This is a genomic window from Rhizobium sp. CFBP 8762 (genome assembly GCF_014841565.1).
Lineage (GTDB): Bacteria > Pseudomonadota > Alphaproteobacteria > Rhizobiales > Rhizobiaceae > CFBP-8762.
This window is the reverse complement of record NZ_JACYUD010000003.1, coordinates 346474-368617: the sequence shown is the minus strand read 5'-3', so window position 1 is coordinate 368617 and position 22144 is coordinate 346474. Positions and strand designations below refer to the sequence as shown.

Below are 22144 nucleotides of genomic sequence, written 5' to 3'. Positions count from 1 at the left end.
ATGGCTATATACACTATTTTTGATGGCGATAAGGACAAGTGGGCCTACGCTCGAATGAAGGGATGGTCAGCTCTACCTAACGTGCCTTTTTTATTCGAGAACGCGCACGATCTAGATAGCATGACTGCAAGAGCGCAGGGTGAAGAATATGTGAAGCGGAACCTTAAACTAAGAATGCAGCAATCTACTGCTGCTGCTGTGATCATTGGGGAATCGACGAAGAATCTATATAAGTTCGTTAGATGGGAACTCGATCTAGCGTTATCGCTCGATCTCCCGATCATTGCGATAAACTTAAACGGAAGCAAAGTTCAAGACGATCTTTGTCCGGCGATAATCCGTGACACGTGTGTTTTACATGTGCCTTTTAAGCTTAAGCCGATCAAGCACGCACTAACCTGCTGGCCTGCGGAGTTTGAGGGACTGTCGTTGAGCTCTCGAAAGGGCGGTGCGCGGCATTATAGCGATGACCTATATCAAGTTTGGGAAGTTAGCGACTCATAATCGAAGATGACCCAACATACGGCTGTATGCCCAGATGCTTCTCGATTTGAGTGTGCCCAAGATTTACGTTCATCTAATTTTTAGTGGGAAGGCAGGATGAAGTCCAACAATCAATGGCCGATGATAGTTTGCACTCTATCCTGTATGGCCACAGTGAGTGCGGCCAAACCCTCGGAGTTGTTTAGGTATCGAATGTGACGCAAATATCGAAGATCGAATGGAACATCATGTTCAGTTTGAGCTATTATAATTACCTCACGGCCAAGTGTGTGGGCGATTCCAGCTTCATACAATACGTTTGGATTTCTGTTGCTAAGGTCGCAGACGACAACCCGTGCACGATCGATTAAACTAACTACGTCCTGAATAATTCCAGGAGCTTCCCAAATCTCGTCAGCTCGCCTTGCTACAAGGCCACAATTTGTACTGGCTTGATTTATTGCTGCATAAACCGGATCGAAGCCAGCATCAAAAGGTATCATCACGGCCAAAAGTTGCGCCTGAATCGTTTCATGTTCCGGAATTACAAACACCGTGGGTTTTTGACGGCGAGGATTTACATTCTGAAGAAGGAAACGATAGAGATCAATATCCTTAACCGCCCAGTGATTGCGGCTCCAGTCCCAATTGTACTTATGTCGATCCATATCCAGTCGAATTCTGTGTTCGAACAGAAATGAATTCTGCAAAGGCGGTAAATCAGGATCGATCAAATACTCGAACCGAATCTCGCCGTTTGCTATCCGCGCACTGGTGATTGTACCTACACGACACACCTCTTCGCGAATGCCCTCCGAAATAAACAAACACGGCAGACGCAAAAGTTTATTCAAGTCGGGAGAATTGCCGATCTGAAATTGTTCAGCCAGAGCAGTGTCGGTGAACTCGAACATTCGACCTAGGTCCATCGACGCGGTGCGGTTGGCCCAGTCATAATTACGCATTATTAGGTTAAACATTATTGATCTCATGAAAATACTTTGAGAGACTATATAGGGTATCAATGAAAAAGTTCATCCCACGCGCCGGATATCTTTGGCCTGAACGGCTTAGAAATATGGACAGATTTTTTGTTACTGGTAATCACGACAAGTCATTACAATAAGGCATTACTACTGCTTTAAGTAAGCAAAAAGTCCGTCGAATCTCCGCTTATATGTTTAGGGTTTGCAACTACGCAGGCGTCCCTGTGTTGCTTCCACCAGGCAAAATTCCGGAATGAACGTGCGTATCGCCAATGTCCTTGCCGTTGTGCGTAATTTTGCCACCAGTTATATCAATACCAGCAGCAGACACTGTCAGCGTGACCCCGCCCACGCGCAACGTTAGCGAAGTGCCGGAAACGGCGGTGATGTTGCCGCCTGCATCAATCACTAGCTTGTCGCCTGCGTTGTTGCATAAGCCAATCTCGCCCGCCTTCAAGCCGCCCATACGGGCCGATGGATTAGAGGGCGGCAGAACAACCATGTCGCCCTCATCGCCGCCGATCGCGAAGGCAAGTGTTACGGCTCCATCTTCTGGCGGATGACTGGCAACACCGAACGGCTGCATGATTTCCACATCCTCGCGCCAGATGCCATCGGCCACCTCGACGGATGCCGTCTGCGTCTGACCGTTATCTTTGATGTTCTTCAGCACGACCCGGCGCACCATGCCGCGCATCTTGTCAGCGGTTTCCTTGTCCATGGTCACAACCTTTCCGCAGTGCCATCAAGCGGGCCGCTTTGCTTCTTCGTCTTGGCTTTGCCCTTTGCCTTGGCGTTGGTGCGGCGCTTGCCGTCCGGCTCCTTGTCAAAGGCTTCGGGACTGGTCAGCGTCAACTGGGTGTGCCGTCCGCTCTCGTCCTCGCTGAAGGTCACGGCTGACACGAGAAGATCCCGCTCGATGTCAAGGAAGGCATCCGAGACGTAGACGAGCTCGTTGACGCGCCAGACCCGGCCGCCCGTTCCCGAACTCCCGTCTTGGCCAAAGCCTTTGACTGTGACCGACACTTCTTCACCGTCGGCGCGCGCGGTGCGTTGCCGCCAGTCTGCCTCGTCTTGCGCGCCGGTTGCGTCTGCCTTGGTGCGAGCGAGATGGACGATCGGGCGATGACGGGTGATCTTGTCATCCTTCACACGCCCGGTTGCCGCCGTTCCCTTGCGCTCGGCCGCTGTGGCAGAGCCATCGCCTGCCTTGCGGTCCGTTGGCATAAGAGGCTCGGCGGTGGCGTCAAGCGCGGATGGGCCGGTTCGTTCCTTTCCGGCCTTTTCCCCTTGGCCGCGCACAATCGTTTCAGAATGACGATTCTCGTGGCTGAAGGTGGCGCTCGATGACAGGATGTTGCCGGGCAGGCGTAGTGGCGTGGGTGCGCGTGTCTTGCCGGTGCGGGTGATGACGATGTTGCCGACACCATCTGACAGGATCAGCGCATGACGGGAGCGGGCACCTTTCTCGATGGCGCTGAAGGCAGTTTCCGACAGGTCGAGGGAGTAGCGCGTGAACGGCTCGCCGGTGTCGATCTCGTTGCGCACGCCGATTTTGAACGGCGCTGCGACGCGCTTAACGGCCTCTTCCAGCTTCACATTCTTGAACTCGGCCGGGCCATCGGTCAGCGCCGCGCTGTCGATCAGGTCGCCGGTGACATCGCGTCCGGACACGGTCACCTCGGCACGTCCATCGTCGATGCTTGGCGATACTTTTTCGATAAAACCTTTGAGCACAAGAGCGCCATCGATAAGGATATCGACGGCATGGCCCGGGCGTAGCTTGAAGGGCGCGCCGAGGCTGGCATAGTCGAAGGTCTGGGCAGAGCGCACACCGTCGCGGAAGGTAAAGGAAAAGCTGCCTGAGAAGTCTTTCATGTCTCGGGAGACTTCACCGCTTTCCCACTGGTCGAACGGCACACCGTCAATGCGTAGTGTGATACCTTTCATCTTCATCGTTCCAGTACCTCAATGCGGGTGTTGTCGAGGATGGACGGGTGACGCGGATTGTTGCGGGCGACGATATCGCGGTATGCCGCCTCGATCAGCTCAGGCCGATCGCCATAGACGTGGGCGGCCAGCGCAAACGCATCGAGCGGGCGTTCCGGCTGGAACGTCAAAACATTGGGCAGGCGGCCAATGGTTTCGTTGATATCGGCAATGACGGCTGCGGCAAAGGACCGGGTGGCGCGACGGAGCTCCTGGGCATTTGTCTCGAATGGCGATCCGGCTAGTCCGTCGAGCGCATCGGAAAGTTGATCTGCCATTGCCACCACGCGGGCACGAAATGCCAAAGCTTCGCGCCTTGAGGTGTAATGCGCATAGGGCGACAATGCAGCCGATTGTGCCAAAAGATGCGCGGTGGCCGACAACAGCAAAGCGCGATCGGCCTGCGCAGGCGCTGCAATTGCCTTGGCGGTCAAAGTCTCCGACAACGTCAACGCCATGGTCATCAGGTGTTGTGGTTTAGGACTTGGTGTGACCACTGCCTCGGCGGCGGGTGCGACGGCAGGGGTCGGCTCTGCCTGCGCAAACTGTTCGGCGACAGCCACCATCAACGCATCGAACTCGCCCGCTGTAACCGGCGATGCAGCCGCGATCATGGCGCGCAGGCGCGGCACAAACCGGCCCGTAGTGGAGGGCGCTGCGATCTCGCCTGCAACGGCGTTGATGATCCGCATCCCGCGCGTGACGGCTTTGCCGCGTGTTGCCGAAATCACCGAGCGGTCCAGCCCGCCCGCCAGCATGGACGCCAACGAGACCAGCGTCGAGATTGCGGCAAACAGACCGGCAAAGCCGCCAAGGTTCAAGCCACCGGACAAACTACCGGACAGGCCGCGCTGCACCCGCTTGAAGCTGGCGCTGATACGGGCAATGCGCAATTCGCGATCAGAGAAATGGATTTGCGCCGTGTCTTCCAGAATGACCGTCATCGGTCCAAGCCAAGGATGAATGAGCGTTCCCGGTCCCGGACGATTGAACGCGGCCTCCAAGGCCCGCGCTTTTGTGCGGTAGCTGTCGCCGACGATGAACCCTTCAATTGACACGATCCCAGGCGCGCGGCCGAAATCGTCATAGGCGGCTGCGTCTACACCGGGAAACAGGTATTCGACTACGCGGCGGCCGCTGTCGCTTGACGTGTCGTGCATGTGGAAGGTGATGCCGCGATAGACGGCTGGCAAAAGACCGGGAAGCAGGGAGCCGTTGCTATCAAAGATCATGTTACGCCTCCTGTCTCAAGCCCGGCCAATGGCGCGGCCGGTGTTGGCTTTGATCGGCACGGCTTTGTTGTCCGACGATGACCCGACCACCTTGCCGGGTCCGGTCACATCGACACGCACAACGCCGCCGACCGCGACCTGCTGCGTTGCAGGCCGTTGCAAGGCTGCAAACTTCGTCGGGCTTTCGATCGATGAATGTTTTTGTGGCGAGGGACCGGGTATTCTGGGCGGACCATTGAGGAAGTCATCAGCCGACGCATCGCGGTCACTGCCATCGTTGGATGATCCGGCCGGTGTCCCGTTGGGCAGCATATCTCCGGGCTTGGCAACGTTCCCCAAGCTGTTCCAGGCTGTTTTCACTGCGTTGATGGCGGTTGCTACGCTATTCAGCGCCTCGGCCACACCGTTGGGAATAATGGCCGACCAGTTGATGCCCTTCGATATCGCTTCGATCAGAGTTGCCAATGATTCAGCAAGCCAGACGATAACATCCCCGAGCTTGTTCAGGAGATCGAGTGCCAGTGTCAGCGAACCGCCAGCGAGGTCACCGATCGTCTTGAAGAACCCGGAGATTTTCGGTGTGTCCGCGCCGGACATTTTGGACAGCGCCGTACCAATGCGCCCGAACGCGTCGCCCAACTGTGCGAACGTTGTAATCGCTTCACCAACTTCACCGCCCATCTGCGGGAGCCAGGCCCCAAAGCCCGAGCCGAAAGATTTGAGGGCTTCCCAGGCAAGTTTGATCCGTCCGAGCGCGCCATCGATGCGTTCAAAGATAACCACCTTGGCGTTGTCGATCGTCCAGCCGGACGTGTCGATCTTAAAGTCTCTCATGCCGGTCTTGATGCCTTCGAAGAAGCTTTTAAGACCCTTCCAACCCTGTTTTATGTCCGTCCACGCTGTCATCATGCCGCGTTTGATCATTGGCCCGTAGCGGGAAACCATGTCACGTCCGGCACCAACGATCTGCCTGCCGTAACCCCACATCAAGGCGACAAACTGCCGGAACTTCAGGCGCACGGTATCCCAGGCCGTTGCCATGCCCTGTTTAACCGTCGGTCCATAGCGAGCCACCATCTCCCGGCCGACCTGCACGAACTCACGGGCGCGTTGTTTGGCGGCACTTGCCAAATCGGTTAAGCCCGCCTTGGCGGACGTCCAGACATTTGACAGATGCGGGCCGACCAAGTCCCAGTTCTTATAGATGGCATAGGCACCGGCAGCGATGGCGGCCAGCGCCAGACCGATGGGCGACACCAGCGCGCCAATCAGGGATAAGCCCGCGCCGATCACGGGCAGCACAATGGCAAGCGCTCCGAGTGCGACGGCCAAGAGAACGCCAGCACCTGCGAAGGCGAGGAACTGGCGAACCTTGCCACCGGTTTGGGCGTCAAGTTCGCGCAGCCACGCTATCAAGCTTGTCAGATGTTTGTTGATCACTGGCAGCCATGAGCCAAAAGCAAAACCAACCTCACGCGCCGCCTGCCTTCCAAGTTCTAAGAAAATGGTTGTCTGCTGGTTCAGCGCCTGCATCTGCGTGATGAAGTCTTCGTCGATAACGCCGCCCGTCGCCTGTGCCACTTCCTCCTTGATGCGCTTGTACTCGTCGATGTTTCCAAGCATCGGAATGAGGAAATCCATCACCTGCATGTCGGCAAACAGTTCTCCGAGTGCGCCAGCGCCATGGATTTTTTCCAACTGCTCGCGCACGTAGCCCAGAGCATCAGCGCCCTCCATTCCGCCTGCTTTTGCTCTTGCCATCAGTTTCTGGATTTCGGCTCCCGATACCCCGGTGAGCTTGGTAATTTTTTGGACAACGGCTTCAATCGGGTTGATGCCCTTGGTGGCGGCATCCTGCATCACCGCACCGATATCGACACCCATGTCCTTAAAATTCTTGATCGTTTCGGGCGAGGTTATCTTGGCCAGAAAGTTCTTCAGATTGTTGGCAGCCTCTGCCGGATCAGACGTGCCTTTCCTGGCGATCTGGAGTGCTGCGCCTAAGAAGTTGACGGCCTCACGTCCGGTCACGCCAAACTTCGCCATCTGGCCCGTCAATGTCGGGAAATACTTCGCCATGTCCTTCATCTCGAAAGCACCGAGCTTGCCCGCCGTGACTAGTCCGCCAAGTGCGTTGTTCAACTGATCGGCTGGAAGCTTGAGCGTAGTCAGAAGCGAGGTTGCAACACCGGCCATATCGCTGAACTGTGTGGTGGACGCGGTAGCAGCACGGCCGATATTCTTGATCGACGCATCGACAAGGGATTGATCGACACCGGCTGCAATCATTTGCGCGGCACCATCGGCGATGGTTTGCGAGAACTGACCGATTTCCAGCGCAAGCCCTTCGTACTGTTCCTTCTGTACGGCAACGAAAGCAAAGGCTTTTTTGCCGCTCAAATGCGACGTGGCGGCAATATTCAAAAGCTTCTGCTCGAACTCCGCCGCTTCCGCAATCGGCCCCATAAACGAGATTGTTGCGACGGCCGCGCCAACGACACCGATCTTTCGACCCATGCTCGACAGTTTTTGCAGACTGGCGGTCAACCGCTTCAGAGGCGCGCTTAGCCGGTCGCGCAGCCGTACCAGGACATCAAGGTTCAAGCCGCGCGCCATATCGTGTTTCCTGTTGTGCTCATGCATAATCCGACCGGAGCGAAGCGAGGACGATCAAGATTATGCGTTCAAGTAAACGAGTTAAGCGCCGATCCCATGCCGTGGGATCGTAAGCGCTCTACTCATCCGGGGTTGCCGCGCGCCGCCAGGCCATGATGCAGTTCCACCAGAACCGCGCTTGAGCGATATCGAAGCCGTCGAGATCGGCTGCGCTAAAGCTGCCTGCCTCAGCGAGGCAGCCAAAAATTATCGGCCAGTCGTTGGGCCATTCGTCAAAAAATGGTTGAGCACCTGACCGCCGCTGGCGATGTCGGCGACGTCCATTCGGTCAAACAGGGCGTTCATGATGGCCTGATTGAGCCGCGTTGATCGGGCAAAGGAAACAGGGGCCATATGTTCGTCGGCAACCGCCGCAATCGCGCGCTGGTCCGCACCCACCAGACGGTGAAACACCAGATGCTCAAACCGGCGCTCGGTAATCTTGCCGCCCTTCTGGCTTTTGATGGTGACAGGAAAGCGCAAGGGAAGCGTGACCGATCCGTCGAGATTGCGCACGGCATGGTCGGGAAGTTTGTCGAGCGCGTCGATATCCTCGTTGACGATATCGGTATCGGCCTTGGCAACGCCCGGCAAAGGGCCGTCTTCCACAACGATCGTGTCGGCCAAGACTGCGCTGGTATCCGGCTCCGCATCCAGATCGATATCAAGGCTGTAGGTGGTGGTACGACTTGCCATTAGAGAATTTCCTCCGCTTCGGGGCCTGCCCATTTGAGTTCGATCTTGCCGCCTTCACCGCCGGTGACCTCGGGTAGATCATCGACCAGAAAAGCACCGTTGATGACAAAGGTCTGGCCGGTGTCACAACGCACCTGCAATTCACCATCGCCCGGTGTCAGAAGGCTCGACAGGCGCATTCCTTTTTCCAGATGCGTGGTGGCCGTGACTTCCGAGCCTTGAAACTCCTGCGCCCGCGCGACAGTGCGGCCATAGGTGACGGCAGTGTTTTTGATGCCGCCCGTTCGGAACTTGGCACCCTTCTCGACAGGAATGGTTCGTCCCTGCCAGACGATATCGACAATGCCCAAGACTTGAGCCATGACCGTGGTCTCCTATGGTTAAACTTGGAACTCGAGCGAACCGGCCAGCACCATGAGGTTGCCGACAATGCGGACCTGCTGGCGGCTTTCCAGTCGGTTGCGGTCATCATTGGACCGGGCAAACACACTTTCCTTCAAGGTGCGCTGCACGTCCTCGATCCAGACCTTTTCCGCGTATAGCTTGCAGCGTGCCGCCCAGGAGGCCAGCATCCGGCCCGGCGTTACCACGGCGCTGCCTGCATCCTCGCCGCTATCGGAGCGCGAGACGAACGCGCCCAGATCGTCGTCGTCAACGAGTTTGGCACGGGGGTACAAGAGCGCCACATAGGACGACCAGTCATAGCGAATGCGGCTCATGGTGACGGGCACCATAATGTCGAGCCAGGCGCGATCGGGGATGTTAAGGTTTGACACGCGATAGGTGGTGATCAGGCGCGACACGATGGTTGCACCGTCGGCCAGATGATCGAACGTCGAGATGCCGGTGCGCAGCAACAGGTTCTGTTCTTCCTCGGTGAACTGGTCGGCTGCATCGGGTGCGTCCACGCCGGGAACGACGAGCGAGCGCAACTGGCGGGCCGGATCGTTGGTGAGGTGGAAGGCGGCAAGCCCGCAGACCGCAGCCGACAACACCCACGCGCTGGTAGGACTTGCCTTCAAACCCATGGCCGTCAGATAGGGGCAGTTGGTCAGTGCGCCGAACGTGGTCAGTTGTCCATAGGTGCCGCGCTTGGCGACAAATCCATGTACGTCGAGCTTGGCGGTTGCGGTGTATCGGTCCGTCAGGAAGCGCGCGAAGGCTGCCATATTGGTCACATCGGACCACGGATGCTGGATCATCGTGAACCACGAGTTCGTCACGAGATCGAGCGCACCTTGCAGGGTTGGGTTTCCAGCGCCGCCCGCCATCGGGGCCACCGCAATCGTCAATCCGTTCGGGATCGGCTGCGCGCTGACATCGACACGCAAATCGATATCATTGCCGACTTCCCCGCCGTTGCGGGCTGTGACAGTGACGACGGCGTCCTTGGCGATAGCGGTGACGACAAGCGACGGCTCCGCATTGATGCTTGCTGCGAGTTTGACAGCCATGGCCGCTACACTATCGGTCGGCAATGCGGTGAACCGGATGGCTTTGCCCGCCACCTTGAAGCGCAGAACGGACGCTTGTGGGGCCACGCCCGAGAACGTAAAGGTTCCGCTTGCTTTCACCGCTCCGGCTGCGTCTGGCAGTGCGGTAACGAACAGCGGAGACGACGCGTTCGCCTTGCGAAACGCGGCCACCTGTTCGGCTCCAATCGATCCAAGACCAAACAGCGCAATGGCCTGCTCGGCTCGGGTAATCTCCATGATCTGGCCGGGTGCCAACGTTCCGGGGCTAAGCTTTTGGCCGACGATCAGAACCTTTGTCGGATAGGGCAGGAGGCCCATATTGCGGTAATTGGCCCGCACTTCCATGAAAATGCCGGGTTCCAACCAGTCATAGGCGATTTCGTTGAAGTCCATTATTTGGCTCCTTCATGCGTTACAGGGGCAGGTGCCACATTGGCCACTTTGCGTGCGGGTTGTTCGGGTTGGGTTTCCACCAGATCGCCATCGGCAACGCGGCGGCGGAAGAAAAGCGTATCAGGGATGGCCCTGCCGTCCTGCGGCCACGCGCTGCCGTCTTCCTGTAGGACCGTGCGGCCTTCGGCCTGTTTGTAAACTGTCGTCATGATGTCCTCTCATCTCGAACATTTGTGGTGTCGTGAATGGCGTGGCTGTGCGGATCGATGTGCCCTGTCGCGCTGATCCCCGTCGCGCCGATCCAAGTCGCGCCGATCGCGCGGAACTCGTCAGGTGTCAGAAGGTTGAGAACGGCGGGTGTCACTGAGAAGCTGACTTCAAAATCAACCTGGGCAATGGCAATCTTGTCGTCGCTCCAGCCGTCTGCGATCAGGCTGTTGGCAAGCGTGACGCTGGCATAGCCAATGTCCTTAAAGACGGCGCCCTGCATCAGGACCACGGCGACTTCGACCATCGCGTCGAGGCCGATGGCGCGGGTGTCGCCCTTGAAGCGGGTTTCAAGGCTGTTAGACGCCCGGTTGATCAGGATAAGACGCCACAGCATTTTCCCGTTCAGAACGCGGCCACTGCTTGTGTCCGGACGCAGGCCTGTCCAGGCAAGCCCGATGAACGGCGTATGCTTGGCGCATCGGTCAAACTCGCTGAGCGTCATAACTTGCGGAACGCGTTCAATGGCAAACGTCTTTTCTGGAAAGGCCAGCCGCAGCCGGTCGATGATGGCAGGCTCCATGCGGCTGATGGGCGCGTTGGGAAATGTCATGTCAAAACCCTGCCCATCTCAAAACCCTGCCAGTGTGTCGTGGGTCACAATGCGCGGCCGGTCAGACCCACGCGGGCCCGACGAAGCCTGACCGGTCCCGTGCGTCGAAGCTATTGGAAGGTCGAGATGGATGATCTCGCGCGCGATCTGTTCCAGCCAGGTGATGACGTCCTTGCGCCCCTTTGCCATTTCCTCGCTCGGGTCTGTGTGCTCGCCCTGGGCCAGATCGTAGCGCGCCAGTATGCAGGCGGCGCGCACGATCTCGGCCGGAGGTGTTGCAATCGGAACGAGGTAGCGGCCACGCACATAGCCGTCGATCAGGCTTGATGCGTCGGCCAAGGCCAGATTGACCTTGTCGTCGTCCACGGCCTGCGCGGTGCGATCTTCCGGCCGGGAAAGCCGGATGATCTGCGTTTCGCCGAAACGGGCAATCATGTCTGAAACACTGGCGTACATGGTCGGTCCTGTGGCTCCCGAGCATGTCCAGTAAAAGCGTGATCGCTTTTACGTCTGGACAATGCGACAAATAATTGGGCGTGGGCTTGCGTTACTTCTTCTTGGGCGCGGGCTGCGGTTCGCTTTCACCATCCGGGGTTTCGGGCGTGAGGATGGCAGCCTTCGCTGCTCCCAGTTCTGCCTTCAGGCGGTCGATCTCGCGGCTGGCCTCGTCAATCCTGTCGTCGCAAGCCTCCCTCACAGCCGTGTTGAAGGCTGCTTGAAGCTCTGCGCTTTTGGCCTCAACCTGCCGTTTGACCTCGCGTGCGACGGCCGCATCGAAGTCACCAGAGGTGTTCACGTCATCGGCGACGCCGCTATAGGGCTGGACGATAAAGGCCGGATCGGCCTTGAAGGCTGCAATGTCCTCGTGCGACCAGTGATCGGCGTCATAGACCTTTGCGGCGGGATGCTCGACACCGGCACGGCGCAGGCCTGGCTTGGTGCAGATAATCTGGATTTTGCTCATGGCGGTTCCTTCTCGTTGTGCGGACTTGCCGGAACCGTCGCAAAGGCGGCTCGGGAAAGTCCGCCTGATCGTTCCAAGGTCAACGATCGGGCGGGGTCTTGCGTGAGGTTTCAGGATCAAGCGAGATAGGGGATTTCGACCACCTCGGCAGACTTTGCCCAGATGTTGGTGTTGCCGCCGCCAACGAGCTCCGCATTGACGATGGTGCGGGCAATGCCCGCCAGCGCGGGAGGAACGAGCAGTTTGGTTGGGCGGATGTTGATTGCCGCGCCGTCTCGCTTGCGGATCGTTGACATGGCCGTGCGCGCTGCTGCGTAGTTGTCCGGCGTTAAGGCCGCTTTCGACATATGGGCCAGTTGCCACATGCCAAAGCCAGCATTGCAGCGCCCGTCCACGCCCCATTCGAACTCCCCACGCCGCCACACACTTTCGTCCTTCTCGTCCTGGAAGGACACGAGCTTGAAGGGCTTGCGGGTCTGATAGACGATGGGTTTCAGCACCTGGGTATCATCGATCAGATACCAGGCCGGACCATTGCCGGGGGTAAAGTTCGAAACAGATACTGTTGAACCGGCCTCGTTGAAGCCCGGATGATCGGTGTCGAAGAAATACTGCCCGTCATAGCAGGCGGTCACGTTGCCCTTCTTCAGTAGCGGGAAGACGAGCCGGTCGGGAAACTCGGCCGCGTCCTGGCCGATCTGCGAGGCCACCGGCGAGAAAATACCGATCTGGTCATCCTCGATCTGGGCACGCTTGACTGCAATCGTCTTTTCAAACTCGCGGTTGCGGATCTCGTAGGTCTGTGCCGACAAGCGATGCACCAGACGTTCGCCGACCCATTCGCGAATACCAGGCAGATCGTCCAGACGTGGATATTCGTTCATAGCGGTGGTGGACGAAACGGTCATCGCCACGGTGTTGTAATAGGTCTGGGTCGAGGCAAGGCGCACATTGAACGCAGTCGATAGACCGGTGTAGATTCCGCGCAGCGTGGAAGAATTGATATCCATGATGGTTCCTCAGGTGATTTTTAGCCAGATGCCGTCGCTATCGATGGCGTGGAGAATGCCGATCGGCAGGACGCCGTTCGCGTTCGACAGGGTGAACGTGTCGTCGGCGCTGGCATAAATTGGACTGCCAATATTGGCGGCGGTAGCGCCAGTGAGCGGGATCGCAAACACGCTTTTCTTGGCATTCACCAACCGGTCGCCCGTTGCACCACCGCGATTGTCAACGCGCTCCTCGGCTAGACCAACGAGCTTGACGGCTTGAGGGTGACCGGCAGGAACTGCATCGCGATTGGCCGTAATGCCGACAGCGGCGCGGCCGTAAATCACCACACCGGCCAAAACCGGGTAGGCAAACACGTCACCCTTGCGCTCGACATAAGTCAGATCGTTGCTGGCAACCATCTCAGCTATCCTTTCCGTGCAGCGCCTTGGCTGTGTCTGCAAAGGCTTGAGGGTCGATGCCCATCATCGCGGCGATCTTGGCTTCGTCTTCGTCAACGCCGCCATTGGATTTGCCCCCATTCGTGCCCCCACGCGTGCCATTGTCGTTAACCGGTGGCTTGCGCCCACCGATCCCGCCAGCGTTCAGCGACGGCAACAGTTTGATTTCCGCCTCGACCTCTGTCGGGTTCTTCATGTGGCGGGCAATCATATGGTCACGCAGTGCCGGCACGATCTTGCAGGCGGCAACGGCGTCATCGATCACGCGCAGAGCGTTCTCCTTGGCGTGTTGCGTGGTGATCTGGGCAACGCTTGTTTGCAGCGCCATGATCTGCTCGACCAGTTCCTGTTTTTCAGGATCGGTCTTGTTGTCGCTTGCAGCGCGCGACTGAATGGCGGTGACCAGAGCGTCACTGTCTACGTCCGTTGCAACGCCTGCGGCGGTGGCAATACGGGCCATCAAGGCGTCGTGGCTGCTGACTGCAGCATGAGCAGACGTGGCCGCTGCAATCACGGTTGCCTCGTCTGCGGTCTCGTCAAGGCCGAGCGCCTTGCGAAGAGCTTCAAGCATCGTCTGTCCTTTCGTGTGGAGCGATGTGAGAAAAGGGAGGTTCGGGTCGTTGGTGAGCGCCACGCGCAAAAGCCGGATCACGCGGTAGGGCTTTGCCTGCGTGTGGTGGAAAACCGGGGACAGGTAGCCATAGCCCTTGTCTTCCACGAGTGCGCGGCCGGAAGCCGTCCATTCGACACGGCCCCAAAGGCCGGTGTCACGGGTTTGCAGCTCAACAATCCAGCCACGCGCCGGGGCGGAATGGCCCTGCTTGGCGGCAAGATCGGTTGAATGGTTTTCGTCCACGGCAAGCTTGCGGCCTTCGCGGTTAAACAGCTCGACCAGGGCCGCACCATCGGGCGCGGCATACGGACCACGGCCATCGACGCCGGAAAACTCGTGCGCAGGCAGAAGGTGCAGCCATTCCGGCGTGCCGCCAGTGGGGCCAGCCGTGGCAGTCTCAAGGGTTCGGATTGTGGCGTTCAGAGCGATGTTCATGGGGCATGTTTGCCACAGGCAACATCGCAATATCATGCCCGCGCTGGCGGGCAGGACTTCAGGCGATCTTTAAAACGGGAGGTCTCGAACTGGTATTTTGTGTCGACGCATTGTCCAGACGTAAAAGCGATGCCGCTTTTACTGGAAATGCTTTAGCGCGGTGTCGCGTGACGTTCGAGGAAATCGTAAACGGTCTCGGCGATCATCGTCGTGTCGTCGGTCGATATACCGAGGAAGGGGCGGGCGGGCAAGGTGACGCTCTTGACCATGACCGATTGGCCGCCAATGCGAAAATGCAGATGCGTTCCCGTCTTTGGCTTGATGGTGCCGCCGAACTGGTGAATGGCAGCATAGACCACATTGGTGCCGACCCGAACATAATCATTGCCAGCCTGTCGGTTGATACTATCACGCAACCGCCCGCTTTCGGTCAGGATGCGGCTGTTGCGCTTGGTCTGCGCATAGTCAGTATTGAGCGCCTGCCAGGCTTGACCGTCCGGGCCGCTCTGCGTGACAAACCGCATATGGGTCGATCCCGCCAGTCCGACACCGATCGCGTCCATGACGGGCGTCGTGTCGTCCATGGCCTGTTGCAGCTTTGTGAAAGCGCGGCGCACATCGCCGTCCAAAACCTCAGTCGTGACTGAAATCGATGCACCGCTCATAAGATTTGCCTTTCGGACGGATCGGAACTATATTTTCGGTTGTGACGCGCTGAGCAGGAAGCACACCCTTCAGGGTGATTGGGATTGGCATTTCCGGCCCCCCGGCGCGTCATTCTTCAAACTGATTTTTGATTTGGTTGATGTTCGTTCTGCGAAGGGACGTCAAATATATCTCATCATGCCCATTCGCACGGACGACCTTGATTGCAGCTCGATAAAGCTGCCCGTCAAATTCACCAATAAAAGACCATCGGCCCTGCTTATCGCGCATCAACCTGCCTTTCTCAACGAGCCATTTCGGCAACACGCCATAAGCCGCTGGCGTGGCAACCTCGTGCTTGACGTGGCTGCGGATCGTGTCGGCCGACAGACGGATTTCCGTTTCAGGCTTCACATTCAGGAGCGCGGCAATCTCGTCTTTCGCTGTCGCTACCGGCGTCCAGGTTCCATCGAGCCGCTTGCCTCGCAGCGCAGAGACGACAAAGGCCGCGATCTGGGCCTCGTCGGCACTGATAGCAATCGGCCCAGGCAACGTGCGCGCAAGCCAGGCTTTGCCCGGATTGTAGGCAAATGACGGATCGACACCGAGCGGTTGATCCGTGCCGAGCTGGTCGAGATCGGGTGCCACATCGGGGCGACTTTTGACAAGCCGTAACAGGCCGGAGCGCGATACCGGTGTGACAAAGCAACCGCAACCAAAGCCGTTCGGCGGATAGTTCGTGTCCCAGAACGGATCGTCAGCCGAATACACCTTGCCATCCCATGCCAGGTGATTGCGGCGGGGATGTTTTGCGCCAGAATGATTGTACTGCCAGTACGGAAACGCTTGCAGCGTGTCGGGCTTTGTCAGCTGCGCATAGCGTCCGGCTGCATGGGCGGTGCGAAGATTCGTTTCAAAAATGATGCGGGTGCGCCAGCCGCGTTCTCCCTTGTACGACCAGCCATGTTTTTTAACGAGACTATCAAAGCCCTTGTCAAAATCAGCTTGTGTGCTGCCGGTGATCAGCGCCTTCTCAATCTCGGCCTTGAACCCATCGACCAGCGCTTGTGTATTGGCCCCGGCGACCATGAACATCTTGGAATGCGCCGCATCCCAAACGTCGCGCCAGCTTGTTGTCGGGATTGCCGTTTTCGACTTCAGGAAGTCGATTGCTTCCAAAAACGGCAGGTCGAGCGCTTCAGCCGTGGTTGTCATGCCCGACTGCCTGAATAGATCGATTTCGAAGCCGCTTCAAAGTCCGTGGGCGCGTTTTTATGCGCAACAGTACCAACGCAAAGGGCCTGAATACAAAAACGCGCTGGCGGCCTTAAATTCATGACCGTCCCTGGAGATCATCGATCAAGGCTGCTTGTCCTGCCAAATGCGATAAAGCCATACCACGCGCCATAGCGTCGGCCAGTGCATCGGCATTCAGATCGAGTGCTGCCAGTCGCTCGGCCGCATCGCTCAAACTGGTGGCTGACATGATGGCGGCGCGCACCTCGTCGATCATGCCGTCGAGCGCATCCGCCGCATCGTCTTCCAGTCGTTCCGTCAGTGTCTCAATCAGAGCGTCAGGCGTTGTTCGGTTTTGGCGCGCTGTCTTAAACAGGTCATTGAAGAGGTGTTGAACGGCCTTTTCCGGTCTGGGCTTCTGGTCTGCCGCAACCGTGGCGCTGTTCGCACCGGCCGCACCGGTCGCAGTGGCCTGCTGTCCGCCGACAAGTTCCGCATCTGCCTTCGGTGTCGGTATTCCCAGCCGATCGCGCATGTAAGACATCTCGGCGGTCAAACCATACGGCGCGAGTTCGGCAAAGGATTTCGAGAAGATTTCCAGCGGCACCTCGTCGGGCCGACCGATCCGGATTTTCGGATAGACATCCTGTGGCCCGAAATTGAAAGCGACAATGTTGGGCACGAGCTGGCCGTTGAGTGTCGCCGTTGCCATCGTCGCGTCGGCCCGTTCGATATCTTCCTGCACCAGCCGATGTTCTTGCGCGACGGCATGGCCGCCTGACACTGCGTCCGTGGTCGTGGTCTGGCCGAGAATGAGTTTTGAGATCGTGCGATCGTGCCAGTCGGCGCGGCGCTCGTACATGTCAGTGGATGAACCCTTTGATCCGACCTCGTGAAATTCGATCAGCATATCAAGCGGGACAATCGCTGCGCAGTCGCCCGCGATATTGGATACCGCTCTCCAAAGGATGTCTTTCTCGGCTTCCGTTGCGCCCCGCCCATACTTGCCGATGCGGATCGGTTGCCCGAAATTCTGACAAAAGATTGCCCAGTCCTTGATGGTGAAGCTTTTGAACATCCACGACCAGGCAGCGATGCGGGCAACACCCGATCGGATCGTCAGGCCGGATTTTGCCTTGTGTCGATGGATGATGAACTTGTGTTCTGCCATGGGTTCGCGATGAACGCCGTCGCGCAGCATCAGGGTTTCCCCGTCGCTATCGTCCAGCACGAACCACCGCATCGGCCGCCACATGAGCGCTGCTGGAAGCAAGATATTTCCGCGTGCCTGCCAATCGACCTCAAGCACCGAAATGCCCTTGCCGATCGCGTCAAGCATATCAAACAGACTGGCTTGCAGGATTTGCCGATCGAGCCATTGCTGCACCAGATCGGCATGTTGTTTGTGGGCTGCGCTGTCACTGGCGGCCTTAACAGTAATAGGCAATTGAGCTACGGCGCGCTTGCGGGTGCCAAGGACCGCCGTGTAATGCGGATCGCGCTCCTCGATATCCTCGGCCAGTTCGAAATACGCAAGCGGATCACCATCCGCCGCAGCCTTCAAAATGCGAGTGAGCTTTACAGGCGTCATAAAGTCTGCGGCATGACCGGACTGCGGATCACGGCCGCGCGCTCGATCTGCGGTCGCAATGCTTTCCGACAAGAGTTTGCTCTTGATGATATTGCCGAGCCAGTCACGCAAGCTTGCCATTAGCAATATCCTCTCAACGTCACGTCGGCGGTGTTTTTACGGTCATCGTCAAGCCTGGCGCGTCGATCAACGTCAGCAGACGATCCGCTGCGGTCTGTCTCGTAGCCGTAGCAAACGACATTTTCACCCGCTGCGTGAATGCCGAGGAAAGCAGCCCATGTTCTGTCGGCATGGTCGTCGTCACGTTCGGCAACAAAACGCGGTGCGCCTGTCGGGGACGAGACTTTGCGAAGTTTGTGCAGGTCGGAGCGAAGCGGAACGTTGCCCTCAGGGATGCGGACTTTCCGATCTTCAAATGCTTCCTTGCCAGCCGTTGCCATGACAAGCTTGCTGGCGCTGGAAAACAAAACGCCTTCAATACGGCTTCCATACCGGCTTACCGCGTCTTCAACGACTTTCTCGCCCATACCGGTCTGGTCGATGCAGACCCTGCCCACATTGTATGTACGCATGACTTCGTCGAAAGCCATGTCCATGGATGCGAAGGTTTCGCGCTTCTGCTCGATGATTTCCCGGCACCACAGAACATCGCCGACTAACTCCCAAACCCAGATAACATGGAGGTCGTTGCGTCGACCGATATCACGACCGACAAAACAGATATTGCCCTGATAGCCATCGGGATCTCCGGCACCAGCGTTCTCGACCGATGAAATCAGATCGTAGGACAACCAGGCGCTCGCCTCGTCCAGCCACTTGAGTTCGAACTCCTGCGCCCACAAATCATCGTCGGCAAGACCCGCGCGTAGCTCGTCAATGTTGCGAGGCAGTCCGTCTTCTACCGCCTTGTGGATATCGACGATATGCCGTGACCATGTGTCATCGTCGGCGGTCATCAACTCGTAAAATTTGTTGCCCTTACCGTTGGGTGTCGAGGTGACGCGAATGTTCCAGCCCTTGGATATGACCGGAAACAACGCCCCCCATATGGCTTTGCTATCCTTGTGGAAAGCGAACTCGTCCAGAAAGACGTTGCGGGAAAAGCCACGTGCGGTGTCGGGATTTGCAGGTAAGGCCAGAATGCTGTTGCGATTAGGCAGGATGACTTCCAGAGCCTTATGGGTTCCGCTTTCGCCTTCCCAGTCGTATTCCAACTCCTCAAACATCATGCCGTAGGCTTTGGCGTGAGGTTTGATCGCCTCGTTGATTGCTTCGCGCGCCTGGCGTTCGCCTCGCGACAAGATAACCCATGGCGAACGGCGACCTTGGGCGGCGGCAACATAGCAATCGTCTACCAGTTCCAGGCCGGTCGTAAAGGTTTTGCCCGTCTGGCGGGCAAACTTGCCGATCTTAAAACGTGGCCGGTCGAGGAACCAACGTTTTTGATAGCCGTAGAGAGGGACTGCCGGTTTCATTCGTCAAAAATCCCGTAGATTTCTTCGCGGATTTTCTTGATGACGGCCATGCCATCCTTTTTGTCGCTCTGGCCCACAAGACCTTCAGCGGCATCCATGGCTTTATCGAGCTTGGTCTTCGCGCGCTCTTCCGCTTTCTTCTGATGCTCGGCGGAATGTCGCTGCGCAACAACGGTATCCTTATAGGCACGCGCGAGTTCCATGATCGACTTGCTGTCGATTTCGCCTGCAAGCGTCAGTCGATCGATTACGATTTTCAAGAATTCGCCGAGTACAAGATCGGATTTGCCAACCTCATCCGGCGTCAGCCGCTCTGCGATGCCAGCATAGACGTGACGGCGTTCTTCGAGCTGCATCGCTCGGGCGGCAAGCGACGTACTTTTGCGATTAAAGGCGGAGCGTGAAATGGCGTCCACGCCTTTCACTTCAAGCCGGTCATTTAGCTCAAACAGGATATCGGCCTGCGTCCGCTTGTTGGCGTTCAGTTCCGCCATCGCCCACAACAGATCGTCCTGCGCTTCTTCAGGCAACAGGTCCAGACTGGATAGGCGACCGCGCGTCTTGCGCTCTGCCATGTCAGGCTCCGCTCAAAGTGGCTGCTTGAACGCCGGGAATGATGATGTTCCCGCGCAGATGGCGCGCTCCGTGTTCGGTCAGCTTGGCGATCTTGACCGTACCAGCCGCGACAACCTCGATTGCGCCCATATCCTTCAGGTAGGAAAACTCCTGCTCGACCCATGCGCGCGGCTTGTCGATCAGGAAGTCCGTTAGCAGAAAGCGCCGGATAGCTTCGGACGTGACGGTGCGGCCGGGTTCGTCATTCAGGACCTTGAGAATGATCAGACGGGACTCTTCTTTGACAATGGTGTCGATGCTCATTTCGCTTGCTCTTCAAGTAGGCGTTGCAGGCGGGTGGTGGTGGCGGCGATCGGCTTGAGGCTTGCGTCCATGACATCAATGCGGCCGGACATCTTCTCAAGCAGCAGCTCGAAGCGATGCAAAACATCCTTGTTTGGCAGATGATCGAGTTCGCCCTCGACGGACTGGATACGCCGGTCGTGGGCAATCAGGGTGTTTTCCGCCTTTGCCAGGCGGTCCCCAAGGGCTTTCTCACCAGATGAAAACCAACTGAATACACGGTCGCCAAGGGCAAGCAGCGACAGGACTGCGGCCACCCATGGCATGATCGGGGCTAAATCCAGCGCCATTTAAAACCTCTTCTTGCGCTCGTGGCGCTCTTGGCAGTCTATGCAGCGCCGAGCCGATGGCAGGGCTGCACGTCTCTCAATGGAAATCTCAACGCCACAGTCACAGCACCAGCGGTAGCCTATGCTTGAGACCGCCCGGTGGGCTGCTTCGATCTTGAGGGCAGCGGCTCTGGCGATATGCGCCTCGGCCGCCGCGATCTGGTCATCACTAGACATTGGCCGGTTTGGTCGTCTGACTGGCTTGGGCAGCGACATGCGGGGCAAGCAGCTCTGAGATGCGATCATCATCGTCAATGTCGATATCGAAGAATGTCAGGGCCTGCGGAACCGAGCGCCGCACGTATTCGACCGCCGTTGACTTTGACGATGTGCCGGACAGGAGGATTCGCGCAGCGTTTGCCAAAGCAGACTGAAGTGCTTCGCGGCGCTGAGCTTCGATTTGCAGCCCGGTTAACTGTGAGAACTTGTTTGTCGCAAGCGTCAGGACGGTCGGCAGCACAATGGCAGCAATCGCGCCGATGATGGGCAGCAACGCTTCTAATATCAGTTGTTTCATGGTGGCTCTTTCAGGCTTCGTTACGGGAGATTTTGACGCCGGAGGCCGAGACCTTGACCGGGCCAGCGGGCGGGAGCGGCGCGGTTTTCGGCCAGCGTTTGGCAATGCAGCGATCTTTGGCGATCCGCGTCACGTTGACGGCGTTCTGCTGGTTGCCGCCCAGAATGTGATAGTGGGTGGCGTCTTCGCCCTGGTACAGGCCGACATGCCCGCCGCCCGGACGCACAAACACCATGATCGCGCCAAGCGACGGTTCATATATGAATTCACCGAACTTTACCCAAGCGAGCGCCGAGAGCACATTGGATGGCAGCGGCTCCTTGGGCAGCGTCACGCCGATCCAATGCGCCATGGCAAGGCCGCACCATGGAATGTCGTCATTGGTATAAAAGCCTGCCACCCATCCACCCAGGCGCTTGGCCCAGCCCATGATTGTCGGGTTTGATTTTTCTCCGGAGATCTCGGCCAGCCCGGCAAAGCGCATGGCTTCACGCATCCAGACGGGTTCGGCAGGAATGACGGGGGCTGGATCAATCACGGCGTCAAAGCGGGGAGATGTGGCGGGTTTGCGCAAAGCCTCAACCGTGACATCGTCGGCCAGGCCGTTCGTCTTTAGGCCAACGGCCTTTTGAAACCGCTTCAAGGCCGCGATGGCCTCGCGGCCATAGGCAGCATCCGCTTTTCCGGAATATGCCCCATGCGCCAGAAGGCGGTTTATCAGCCATTTTTCGAAAGACATTGAGGGCTCCAGATCGTGACCATTGCGACGAAATCTGGATGCAGGGTAGCGGTGGCGCGCCGTTTACATCATGCCCGCAAAGGCGGGCAGGCGGTCAAAACATCTCGAACTGACGGGGGTCTTTCTTTTGGCCTTTGCCGCCAAGCTTCTTTTCCGACCGGCGGAATAGCTTCTCAACGCCGGTTTCGGTCAAGCCAAGCTTACGCGCGATTTCGCCATTCTTGGCGCCAGCGTTGCGGTAGATGCGCGCGCGAAACTCACGCGCCAACGGGACTCTGATATAGCTACCGCCGTAGAGCTTGGCTAGACGGCGTGCATTATCCTCGCCGATCTGTTCGCCGAGGGCGGAGCGTAAATTATCGCTCGGCACGAATAGACGCAGGCCGCCATAAACTTCCGTGAGCACCAAAAAGCCGACGACGCCAAGTGCATCATGCAGTTCATCGGTCAGTGTTTCGTGCTCGTCGGTGTCGTTTAAAGACGGGCTCATGGTGGCCTCTAT

Annotated in this window: 27 protein-coding genes; 1 reads left to right on the top strand and 26 read right to left on the bottom strand. The window is 57.8% G+C overall.

Annotated elements, in window-relative coordinates; genetic code table 11:
* Nucleotides 1-504 carry a TIR domain-containing protein gene (locus IFT84_RS10360; RefSeq protein ID WP_192119019.1) on the top strand — a complete coding sequence of 168 codons (504 nt, stop codon included), beginning with the start codon at nucleotides 1-3 and terminating at the stop codon, nucleotides 502-504.
* 110 nt (nucleotides 505-614) lie between these two features.
* Here the strand turns inward: IFT84_RS10360 and IFT84_RS21425 are convergent, their stop codons facing one another.
* The 26 genes from IFT84_RS21425 to IFT84_RS10230 all read right to left on the bottom strand — a co-directional run bounded on the left by IFT84_RS21425 (nucleotide 615) and on the right by IFT84_RS10230 (nucleotide 22132).
* Nucleotides 615-1397, bottom strand: a complete 783-nt coding sequence (locus IFT84_RS21425) for a hypothetical protein (protein ID WP_244651166.1) — start codon at nucleotides 1395-1397, stop codon at nucleotides 615-617.
* Nucleotides 1398-1677: 280 nt separating this feature from the next.
* Nucleotides 1678-2190: a phage baseplate assembly protein domain-containing protein gene (locus tag IFT84_RS10350; RefSeq protein WP_192119015.1), complete on the bottom strand. Its 513-nt coding sequence runs from the start codon at nucleotides 2188-2190 to the stop codon at nucleotides 1678-1680.
* Between the two features lie 2 nt (nucleotides 2191-2192).
* The gene (locus IFT84_RS10345; protein ID WP_192119013.1) at nucleotides 2193-3419 is read right to left on the bottom strand and encodes a phage baseplate assembly protein; all 1227 of its coding nucleotides are present in this window, start codon (nucleotides 3417-3419) and stop codon (nucleotides 2193-2195) included.
* 2 nt (nucleotides 3420-3421) lie between these two features.
* On the bottom strand, nucleotides 3422-4690 hold the full coding sequence (locus IFT84_RS10340) for a DNA circularization N-terminal domain-containing protein (protein WP_192119011.1): 1269 nt from the start codon (nucleotides 4688-4690) through the stop codon (nucleotides 3422-3424).
* 15 nt (nucleotides 4691-4705) lie between these two features.
* The gene (locus IFT84_RS10335; RefSeq protein ID WP_192119009.1) at nucleotides 4706-7306 is read right to left on the bottom strand and encodes a phage tail tape measure protein; all 2601 of its coding nucleotides are present in this window, start codon (nucleotides 7304-7306) and stop codon (nucleotides 4706-4708) included.
* 246 nt (nucleotides 7307-7552) lie between these two features.
* Nucleotides 7553-8041 (bottom strand): hypothetical protein, encoded by a 489-nt coding sequence (locus IFT84_RS10330; RefSeq protein WP_192119006.1) that lies wholly within the window; start codon nucleotides 8039-8041, stop codon nucleotides 7553-7555.
* Nucleotides 8041-8403, bottom strand: coding sequence for a phage tail tube protein (locus IFT84_RS10325; RefSeq protein WP_192119004.1), 363 nt, complete (start codon nucleotides 8401-8403; stop codon nucleotides 8041-8043). Before IFT84_RS10325 ends, IFT84_RS10330 begins: the two co-directional genes overlap by 1 nt.
* 18 nt (nucleotides 8404-8421) lie before the next feature.
* A complete protein-coding gene (locus IFT84_RS10320) occupies nucleotides 8422-9909 on the bottom strand; it encodes a phage tail sheath subtilisin-like domain-containing protein (protein ID WP_192119002.1) in 1488 nt (495 codons plus the stop codon).
* The gene (locus IFT84_RS10315; RefSeq protein WP_192119000.1) at nucleotides 9909-10118 is read right to left on the bottom strand and encodes a DUF2635 domain-containing protein; all 210 of its coding nucleotides are present in this window, start codon (nucleotides 10116-10118) and stop codon (nucleotides 9909-9911) included. Before IFT84_RS10315 ends, IFT84_RS10320 begins: the two co-directional genes overlap by 1 nt.
* Nucleotides 10115-10729 (bottom strand): hypothetical protein, encoded by a 615-nt coding sequence (locus tag IFT84_RS10310; RefSeq protein ID WP_192118998.1) that lies wholly within the window; start codon nucleotides 10727-10729, stop codon nucleotides 10115-10117. Before IFT84_RS10310 ends, IFT84_RS10315 begins: the two co-directional genes overlap by 4 nt.
* Nucleotides 10730-10747: 18 nt before the next feature.
* Nucleotides 10748-11185, bottom strand: a complete 438-nt coding sequence (locus tag IFT84_RS10305; protein ID WP_192118996.1) for a gp436 family protein — start codon at nucleotides 11183-11185, stop codon at nucleotides 10748-10750.
* A 91-nt stretch (nucleotides 11186-11276) separates the two neighbouring features.
* A complete protein-coding gene (locus IFT84_RS10300) occupies nucleotides 11277-11693 on the bottom strand; it encodes a hypothetical protein (protein WP_192118994.1) in 417 nt (138 codons plus the stop codon).
* Nucleotides 11694-11809: 116 nt separating this feature from the next.
* Nucleotides 11810-12703, bottom strand: coding sequence for a Mu-like prophage major head subunit gpT family protein (locus tag IFT84_RS10295; RefSeq protein WP_192118992.1), 894 nt, complete (start codon nucleotides 12701-12703; stop codon nucleotides 11810-11812).
* 9 nt (nucleotides 12704-12712) lie between these two features.
* Nucleotides 12713-13105 (bottom strand): hypothetical protein, encoded by a 393-nt coding sequence (locus IFT84_RS10290; RefSeq protein WP_192118990.1) that lies wholly within the window; start codon nucleotides 13103-13105, stop codon nucleotides 12713-12715.
* A gap of 1 nt (nucleotide 13106) precedes the next feature.
* A complete protein-coding gene (locus tag IFT84_RS10285; protein WP_192118988.1) occupies nucleotides 13107-14192 on the bottom strand; it encodes a phage protease in 1086 nt (361 codons plus the stop codon).
* A 152-nt stretch (nucleotides 14193-14344) separates the two neighbouring features.
* Nucleotides 14345-14857 (bottom strand): phage virion morphogenesis protein, encoded by a 513-nt coding sequence (locus tag IFT84_RS10280; RefSeq protein ID WP_192118986.1) that lies wholly within the window; start codon nucleotides 14855-14857, stop codon nucleotides 14345-14347.
* A 109-nt stretch (nucleotides 14858-14966) separates the two neighbouring features.
* Nucleotides 14967-16052, bottom strand: coding sequence for a phage head morphogenesis protein (locus tag IFT84_RS10275; RefSeq protein WP_192118984.1), 1086 nt, complete (start codon nucleotides 16050-16052; stop codon nucleotides 14967-14969).
* Between the two features lie 118 nt (nucleotides 16053-16170).
* The gene (locus IFT84_RS10270; protein ID WP_192118982.1) at nucleotides 16171-17784 is read right to left on the bottom strand and encodes a DUF935 domain-containing protein; all 1614 of its coding nucleotides are present in this window, start codon (nucleotides 17782-17784) and stop codon (nucleotides 16171-16173) included.
* The gene (locus tag IFT84_RS10265; RefSeq protein WP_192118980.1) at nucleotides 17784-19139 is read right to left on the bottom strand and encodes a terminase large subunit domain-containing protein; all 1356 of its coding nucleotides are present in this window, start codon (nucleotides 19137-19139) and stop codon (nucleotides 17784-17786) included. The genes IFT84_RS10270 and IFT84_RS10265 overlap by 1 nt, the downstream gene beginning before the upstream one ends.
* Nucleotides 19136-19714 carry a phage protein Gp27 family protein gene (locus tag IFT84_RS10260; protein ID WP_192118978.1) on the bottom strand — a complete coding sequence of 193 codons (579 nt, stop codon included), beginning with the start codon at nucleotides 19712-19714 and terminating at the stop codon, nucleotides 19136-19138. The genes IFT84_RS10265 and IFT84_RS10260 overlap by 4 nt, the downstream gene beginning before the upstream one ends.
* A 1-nt stretch (nucleotide 19715) precedes the next feature.
* A complete protein-coding gene (locus IFT84_RS10255; RefSeq protein WP_192118976.1) occupies nucleotides 19716-20018 on the bottom strand; it encodes a VpaChn25_0724 family phage protein in 303 nt (100 codons plus the stop codon).
* Nucleotides 20015-20347: a DUF2730 family protein gene (locus tag IFT84_RS10250; protein ID WP_192118974.1), complete on the bottom strand. Its 333-nt coding sequence runs from the start codon at nucleotides 20345-20347 to the stop codon at nucleotides 20015-20017. The genes IFT84_RS10255 and IFT84_RS10250 overlap by 4 nt, the downstream gene beginning before the upstream one ends.
* Nucleotides 20348-20563: a TraR/DksA family transcriptional regulator gene (locus IFT84_RS10245; RefSeq protein WP_192118973.1), complete on the bottom strand. Its 216-nt coding sequence runs from the start codon at nucleotides 20561-20563 to the stop codon at nucleotides 20348-20350.
* Nucleotides 20556-20903, bottom strand: coding sequence for a hypothetical protein (locus IFT84_RS10240; RefSeq protein ID WP_192118971.1), 348 nt, complete (start codon nucleotides 20901-20903; stop codon nucleotides 20556-20558). The genes IFT84_RS10245 and IFT84_RS10240 overlap by 8 nt, the downstream gene beginning before the upstream one ends.
* 10 nt (nucleotides 20904-20913) lie before the next feature.
* Nucleotides 20914-21642, bottom strand: coding sequence for an NlpC/P60 family protein (locus tag IFT84_RS10235; RefSeq protein WP_192118969.1), 729 nt, complete (start codon nucleotides 21640-21642; stop codon nucleotides 20914-20916).
* A 94-nt stretch (nucleotides 21643-21736) separates the two neighbouring features.
* Entirely contained in the window at nucleotides 21737-22132 is a 396-nt protein-coding gene (locus IFT84_RS10230; RefSeq protein ID WP_192118967.1) for a hypothetical protein, read from the bottom strand.
* Nucleotides 22133-22144: the final 12 nt, after the last annotated feature.